This window comes from Actinomycetota bacterium (assembly GCA_030776725.1).
In the GTDB taxonomy this organism is placed as follows: domain Bacteria; phylum Actinomycetota; class Nitriliruptoria; order Nitriliruptorales; family JAHWKO01; genus JAHWKW01.
In genome coordinates, this window is sequence record JALYHG010000285.1 from 1 (window position 1) to 6639 (window position 6639).

General features: G+C 72.4%; 7 protein-coding genes. 3 read left to right on the top strand and 4 right to left on the bottom strand.

Going from position 1 to position 6639, the window contains the following annotated elements; genetic code table 11:
- Together M3N57_13690 and M3N57_13695 are read right to left on the bottom strand one after the other, a co-directional pair.
- Window positions 1–300 (bottom strand): hypothetical protein (locus tag M3N57_13690; GenBank protein MDP9023720.1); only part of this gene is annotated, 300 nt, incomplete at its 3' end.
- A gap of 2 nt (window positions 301–302) precedes the next feature.
- The gene (locus M3N57_13695; protein MDP9023721.1) at window positions 303–641 is read right to left on the bottom strand and encodes a hypothetical protein; all 339 of its coding nucleotides are present in this window, start codon (window positions 639–641) and stop codon (window positions 303–305) included.
- Window positions 642–745: 104 nt separating this feature from the next.
- Here M3N57_13695 and M3N57_13700 point away from each other — a divergent pair, with 104 nt between their 5' ends.
- Window positions 746–2650: a PASTA domain-containing protein gene (locus tag M3N57_13700; protein MDP9023722.1), complete on the top strand. Its 1905-nt coding sequence runs from the start codon at window positions 746–748 to the stop codon at window positions 2648–2650.
- A gap of 51 nt (window positions 2651–2701) precedes the next feature.
- On the opposite strand, the gene M3N57_13705 is transcribed toward M3N57_13700, so the two are convergent.
- Window positions 2702–3661 carry a zinc ribbon domain-containing protein gene (locus tag M3N57_13705; GenBank protein ID MDP9023723.1) on the bottom strand — a complete coding sequence of 320 codons (960 nt, stop codon included), beginning with the start codon at window positions 3659–3661 and terminating at the stop codon, window positions 2702–2704.
- 269 nt (window positions 3662–3930) lie between these two features.
- On the opposite strand from M3N57_13705, the gene aroF reads away from it, so the two are divergent.
- Together aroF and M3N57_13715 are read left to right on the top strand one after the other, a co-directional pair.
- Complete coding sequence (aroF, locus tag M3N57_13710) at window positions 3931–4992, top strand: 3-deoxy-7-phosphoheptulonate synthase (protein ID MDP9023724.1); 1062 nt, start codon at window positions 3931–3933, stop codon at window positions 4990–4992.
- Window positions 4989–5984 (top strand): FAD-dependent oxidoreductase, encoded by a 996-nt coding sequence (locus M3N57_13715; protein ID MDP9023725.1) that lies wholly within the window; start codon window positions 4989–4991, stop codon window positions 5982–5984. Before aroF ends, M3N57_13715 begins: the two co-directional genes overlap by 4 nt.
- Window positions 5985–6038: 54 nt before the next feature.
- Here the strand turns inward: M3N57_13715 and M3N57_13720 are convergent, their stop codons facing one another.
- Window positions 6039–6587 (bottom strand): YqgE/AlgH family protein, encoded by a 549-nt coding sequence (locus M3N57_13720; protein MDP9023726.1) that lies wholly within the window; start codon window positions 6585–6587, stop codon window positions 6039–6041.
- Between the last annotated feature and the right edge of the window lie 52 nt (window positions 6588–6639).

The following is a 6639-nucleotide window of genomic DNA, read 5'->3' on the forward strand; positions in this document are numbered from 1 at the left end:
CCGGCGCGGCGGGAGCAGGCCAACGTCATCACCCGCGAGGCGGTCGCCACGGTCGCCGGCGCGGACCATCCCGCCCAGAGCCGACCACGCCACCAGGCCGACGGCGCTCACCACCGTGCCCAGCGCCGCCACACCGAGCCAGAGCCGGACCGCCGCGGCCGACAGGCCACCGCCCAGCCCGGCGCTGACCACCGCGCCGAGCACCGCGACCGCCGCCCAGACGGCGCCGACCACACCGATGCATCGCCGCACCCAGGTGAAGTCGACCAGAGGCTGGTGACGCTCGTCGCTGGTCGGCACGGCTACAGTCCGGGGTCGCCGAGGTCGATCCGCAACGTCCGCAGCGTTCGGGTGATCTCGTTGCGGACCGCGTCGGGGTCGGGACGCAGCCGCACGTCGTGGCGCGGGTACAGCTCCTGGAACGTCGTCTCCCCCGCCCCGATCTGCATGCCGCGCTCGAGGAAGAAGTCCCCGAGCAGGAACGCCCAGGTGAACACCACCTCGTCGTCGAAGTCGTGCACGCTGAAGGTCAGGAAGCGGTTGAACTCCAGCACCCACTGCCGCCCGCCCCACCGGCTGGTCCCCGCGTCCTCGAAGCCCAGCGTCACCAGGCTCTCGGCGAACGTCTCCGCCTGCGTCACCGCGTGCCTCCGACAGCCGATGTCGCCTCGAGAGTACGCCACTGCCCGCCGGTGGCGGTCCGCGCTTCTGAGGCCCTGGCGGTTGAGTGTCCTATCATCCGGGCGTGTCGGAGTCCCCCCCCTCGAGTACCGCAACGCCGCTCGGCGGTCGCTACCGCGTCGTCGAGGAGATCGCGCGCGGCGGCATGGCAACGGTCCACCGCGGGGTGGACGTCGTGCTGGACCGTCCCGTCGCCATCAAGATCCTGCACCGCCACCTCACCGCCGACCCCACCTTCCTCGACCGCTTCCTGCGTGAGGCGCGGGTCGCGGCGGGTCTGTCGCACCTGAACGTGGTCGCCGTCTACGACTGGGGACACGACGGCGACGACGCGTTCCTGGTGATGGAGGAGGTCAACGGGCTGTCCTTGCGGCAGGTGCTGCGCGCCCGCGGCCGGCTCTCGCCCGCCGAGACCACCGCCGTGTTGGCCCCTGCCGCGGCGGGGATCGCAGCCGCGCACCGCCGCGGTCTGGTACACCGCGACGTCAAGCCGGACAACATCCTCGTCGCCGACGACGGCGTGGTGAAGGTCGCCGACTTCGGACTGGCTCGTGCCGCCGCGGCGAGCACACAGACGTTCGCCCCGGGATCGCTGGTGGGATCCCCGCACTACCTGGCGCCCGAGGCGGTCCGCGCCGAGCAGCTCGACGAGCGCGCCGACGTGTACGCCCTGGGTGTGGTCGCCTACGAGTGTCTGGTCGGCCACCCGCCGTTCCGCGCCGACAACGCCGTCGCCACCGCCGTCCGCCACACCCGCGAGACCGTCCCGGCACCGTCAGCGACGGTGGAGGCCGCGGCGGCCCTCGACGAGGTGGTCGCGACCGCCACAGCCCCCGACGCCGACGACCGGTACCCGGATGCGGCGGCGTTCGCTGCGGCGCTCCGCGCTGCGGTCCCGGCTGGCGAGGTCGTCGCAACCGGACATGATCCCGACCGAGCGACGGTGGTGATCCCCCCCGAAACGACCGACACGGTCGTGCCGTCGCCCGCACCGGTCGACACGGACCCCTCCGAGCCACCCGCGCCGCGGCGGCGCCCCCGTCAACGTCGTGGTCGGGGTCGGCGGTGGGTCCGCGGGGCCGTCATCGCGCTCGTCCTGCTCGCGTTGGCCGCCGCTGGCGGGTACCTGGCTTGGGACCGCTACGTCGCACCAGTCACGCCGGTCCCCGAGGTGGTGCAGATGTCGCGGGAGGACGCCGTCCGAGAGCTCCGAGAGTCGGGCTTCGCCCCGGCCATCGACGACGACAGCGTCTTCCACCGCACCATCCCCGCCGACCACGTCGCCGGACAGGACCCCGACGGCGAAGCCCGCCGGGGCGCCACGGTGGTGCTGACCCTGTCGGCTGGACCGCCCGATGTGCCCGGCGGCGTCCCGGACGTCGTCAAGGTCCCGGCGGCGGACGCCAAGGCCGCGCTCGAGGACCTCCACTTGGTGGTCGAGGTCCACGAGACCTACCACGAGGAGGTGGCCGAGGGCCTGGTCATCGCCGTCGACCCGCCCCCGGGGACCGCGATCAAGGAGGGTGCCAGCGTGGCGCTGGCCGTGAGCCGGGGCCGCCAGCCGATCACGGTCCCCGGCGTCGTCGAGAAGGGCGAAGGCGAGGCCTCGGCCGCGGTCGCCGCGGAAGGCCTCGATCCGGTGGTGGTCGACCGGGTGTTCAACGACGAGGTTCCCGCCGGCGTGGTGGTCGACCAGCGCCCCAAGCCGGGTGCGACCGCCTACCGCCAGGACCGCGTCGAGCTGGTCGTGTCCAAGGGGCCCAAGCCGTTCCCGATGCCCGAGGTGCGTGACAAGCGGCGCTCGGACGCGGTGCGGGTCCTGCAGGAGCTGGGGCTGAACGTCGAGGTCCGCGAGCAGGAGCGCATCTTCGGGTTCGGCGGCCGGAAGGACACGGTCGCCAAGCAGGACCCAGACCCGGGGGTCACCGTCCGGCGGGGCGACCGCGTCACCATCTACGTGTGGAGGTGATCGGCGTCGACGCGTGACCTGCAGTGCACCGACCTGGACGGACAGCCGCGGTCACTTCCAGGCGGCTCCGCGGTCGGGACCGCGCGCCGGCCAACCCCGCAGCATCACGTCGCTCAGTGCAACCTGTGGGGACCGCTCCCCGGGGAAGCTGCCGACGACCTCGAGTGTGACGAGACGGCCGAACACCGGCTGCGGGAAGGTGACCTGCTGGTCACCGGCGAGGTCGTGGAGGCTGACCTCGAAGACGGCGTCGTCGTCGACCGACACCCGGACCTGCGCCGCTCGCCCGGCCGCCGCGAACGCGTCGTCGTCACGCTGGTCGCCGTTGCGCACGACCAGCGCGGCGATCCACGCACGTCCGGACAGGCGCAGCTGGATCCGGCTGCCCACACCAGCGCTCTGCCACGTGGTGGACGGATCCCCGTCGACCAGGAACCTGGCCGTGTCCGTCGATGAGGTCGCGCTGATCCCGGCGATCTCGAGCGCGACGGGATCGTCGGGGTACAGGGACGCGTCGAACAACGGCAGCCCGCGGCTGGATTCCACATCCAGGCCGACCTGCCGGTAGATGAAGGCGCCGATCAGCGTGCCGATCAGCGCCCCGATCAGCACGACCAGGACCACCCGGCCGACCCGCGACGGGGAGGCCGCGGCGCTGATGTCATCGCCAGCGACCGCACCTGTCCCCGCGGCAACGAGGCTGTCTGCCAGCTCACCCGAGTCGAGGTCGGCACCGCACCGCCCGCACACGTCCCGCGTGGAGCTGTTGGCCGCCCCGCACCGGCGGCACGTCGCGAGGACCGGCCCAGCAGGTGCGGATGGTCGCTCCTCGGCACGGTCGTCGCCCCCGAGCGTGACCGGCGGGTCGGTGGCCGCCGAGGCCGTCCGGGCCTGGGCGGGTCGGTGCAGGCGCTGTCCGCAGAAGGGACAGAACCTGGCATCGACTGCGACGGGTGCCGAGCACGACGGGCACGTCATCTGTGCCGCACCGGTGACCTCGCGCCCGCCCATCGTTCCCCCGCCGGACCTGCGCGCAGGGTACACACCGACGGTGGGAACCCGACGACGTGCGGTTCGCGCACACGGCGAGGTCTCGACTACCCTCCGGGGCATGCGATCCCGCACGCGGTACGGCTTCTGGTTCACTGGCTCCTGGCCGCGGGGCCAGCTCGACAGACGCTGAACGCGAGCACGAGCGAGCCCCGGGCTTGAAGCCCGGGGCTCTGTGGTTCCGGTCGAGGGGCCACCAGGTGACGAGCACGAGATCAAGGGAGGACACCATGGTGGTCGTGATGCGCGCCACCGCGACCGACGAGGACGTGGCCAACGTGGTCGCCGCGGTCAGCGAGGTCGGTGGCGACGCGTTCGTCAGCCGCGGCAAGCACCAGACCATCGTGGGGCTGGTGGGGGACCTCAGCCAGTTCGCTGAGCTGCCCTTGCACGCGTTCCCGGGCGTGGAGGACGTCATCCGCGTCTCGAAGCCGTACAAGCTGGTCAGCATCGAGACCCATCCCCGACCGTCGACCGTGATGGTCGGCGACGCCCCGATCGGCCGGGACACGTTCACGCTGATCGCCGGGCCGTGCGCGGTCGAGACCGAGGAGCAGACGCGGACAGCGGCCCGCATGGCGCACGACGCCGGGGCGGCGATCCTCCGCGGCGGGGCGTACAAGCCACGCACGTCTCCCTACTCGTTCCAGGGCCTGGGCGAGAAGGGCCTCGACATCCTCAAGGACGTGTCACGCGAGCTCGGCGTGCCCTACGTCACCGAGGTGGTCACGCCCCGCGATGTGGAGGTCGTTGCCGACAAGGCCGACATGCTCCAGATCGGCACCCGCAACATGCAGAACTTCCAGCTGCTGAAGGAGGCCGGGTTGTCCAACAAGCCCGTGCTCTTGAAGCGTGGGATGACCGCCACGATCGAAGAGTGGATCATGGCGGCCGAGTACATCGCGCACACCGGCAACCTGCAGATCGTCCTGTGTGAACGGGGCATCCGGACGTTCGAGACCGCCACCCGCAACACGCTCGACGTGTCGTCCGTCCCGGTGGCCCAGTCGCTGACGCACCTGCCGGTGATCGTCGACCCGTCCCACTCCGGGGGGAAACGCGACCTCGTCTTGCCCTTGGCACGGGCCGCGATCGCCGTCGGGGCGGATGGGGTCATCGTCGACGTGCACCCTCGCCCCGAGGTCGCACTGTGTGACGGACCGCAGGCTCTGATCCGCGACGACCTGGTGCAGCTTCGTCAGGACATCGTCCGCTTCGCTGACCTGGTCGGTCGTGACGTCGCCCGGCCCGCCACCGAGCAGCCCAGCGGGGCGTGGGGGCGGGGCGGGTGACGTCGTGCGTCGTCGTCGGCGGGGGCCTGGCAGGGCTGCTCGCCGCACGGCGACTGCGCGACGCTGGACTCTCCGTCACCGTCCTCGACGCGGGTTCGCAACCCGGTGGGCGCCTGGCGACCCGCCGGGAGATGGGCGGGGTGTGGGACGTGGGGGCGCAGCATTTCACCGCCCGCGAGGAACCGTTCGTCACGCTCGTGGACGATCTGCGGGCCGCCGGGGTGGTGCGGACCTGGTTCCGGGGTCTGCCGCCACCGGACCCGCCCTACCACGGCCCGGACGACCCACGCCGCCACGAACCGCACCACCGCGGACACCCCGCGATGTCGGCGATCGCCGACCACCTCGCGGGCAGCCTCGACGTCCGCACCTGCGCGCCGGTCGCTCGCCTGATCCGTGACGGCGACCGGTGGCGAGCCGAGACCGCCGATGCCACGACCATCTCCAGCGACGCCGCGCTGCTGACGGCTCCCGTGCCGGAATCGCTGGCGCTGCTCGACGCCGGCGGCGTCCGGCTCCCCGCAGCGGCCGCCGAGGACCTGCGGGCACTGCGGTACGAGCCCTCGCTGTGTGTCCTCGGGGTGTTCAACGGTCGCAGTGAGCTGCCCGAGGCCGGGGCGTGGTACGGCGACGGCGACCCGGTGTCGTGGCTGGGTGACAACCATCGCAAGGACATCTCGCCCATCCCGACGGTGACCATCCACGCCGGCCCGCAGTTCAGCCGTGAACACCTCGACGCCGACGCCGCATCTTGGGCCGGGGCCCTGGCCGCGGCGGCGGAACCGCTGCTGGGCCGGCCGGTACGGGTCCACGCCACGCACCGTTGGCGGTACGCGACACCGGTTGAGCCCTACCCGGAACGCTCTCTCGTCGTCGAGGATGCGCCGCCGCTGGTCTTCGCTGGCGACGCTTTCCACGGACCGCGCGTCGAGGGTGCTGCCCTGTCCGGTCTGGCGGCCGCCGATGTGCTGCTCGAGCGCCTCGGCACCTGACGCACCCCGTCCGAGGGCTGCGCGGGTCCCGCCACCTGGACCGCCATGCCGCTATCAGTTCCGGGACGGATCGTCCGTGACGGTGCGGAAGACCCCGCCCTGGCGCGTGAGGACCCGCCGCCAGAGGGCGGCAGGCTCGTCGACGAACGGGTCACTGGGGTGGGCCTCCACCACGAACCAGGAGCCGGCGGCAATCTCCTCCTCCAGCTGTTCGGCTCCCCAGCCTGCGTACCCGGTGAAGACCCGCAGATCCTGCAGATCAGCATGCACTGCGTCGGGATCGCCGCTGAGGTCGACGACACCGACCTCGTCCAGGACGGGTTCCCACCCGGCCGGGGACGCGCCGCTGCGCCGCCGGGCGAGGGCGATCGCCGCTCCGTGGTTCACCGGACCGCCGAGGAAGACCACCGGTGGCGCGTCGGCCAGGGCCGCCCACGGCGGGAGGGCCGTCATGACCGGCACGTCGCTGGGCCTGTTCACGACGACGCCCACAGCACCGTTCTCGTCGTCGTGCTGCAGCAGGAAGATCACGGTCAGGTGGAAGTTGGGGTCGATGAGCGTCGGCGTCGCCACCAGCAGCCGGCCGCGCAGCGACTCGGCCATCGCCCCTCCGTTCAGTCGGCCAGCTCGACCGTGCACGAGGCCAGGCCGCGTT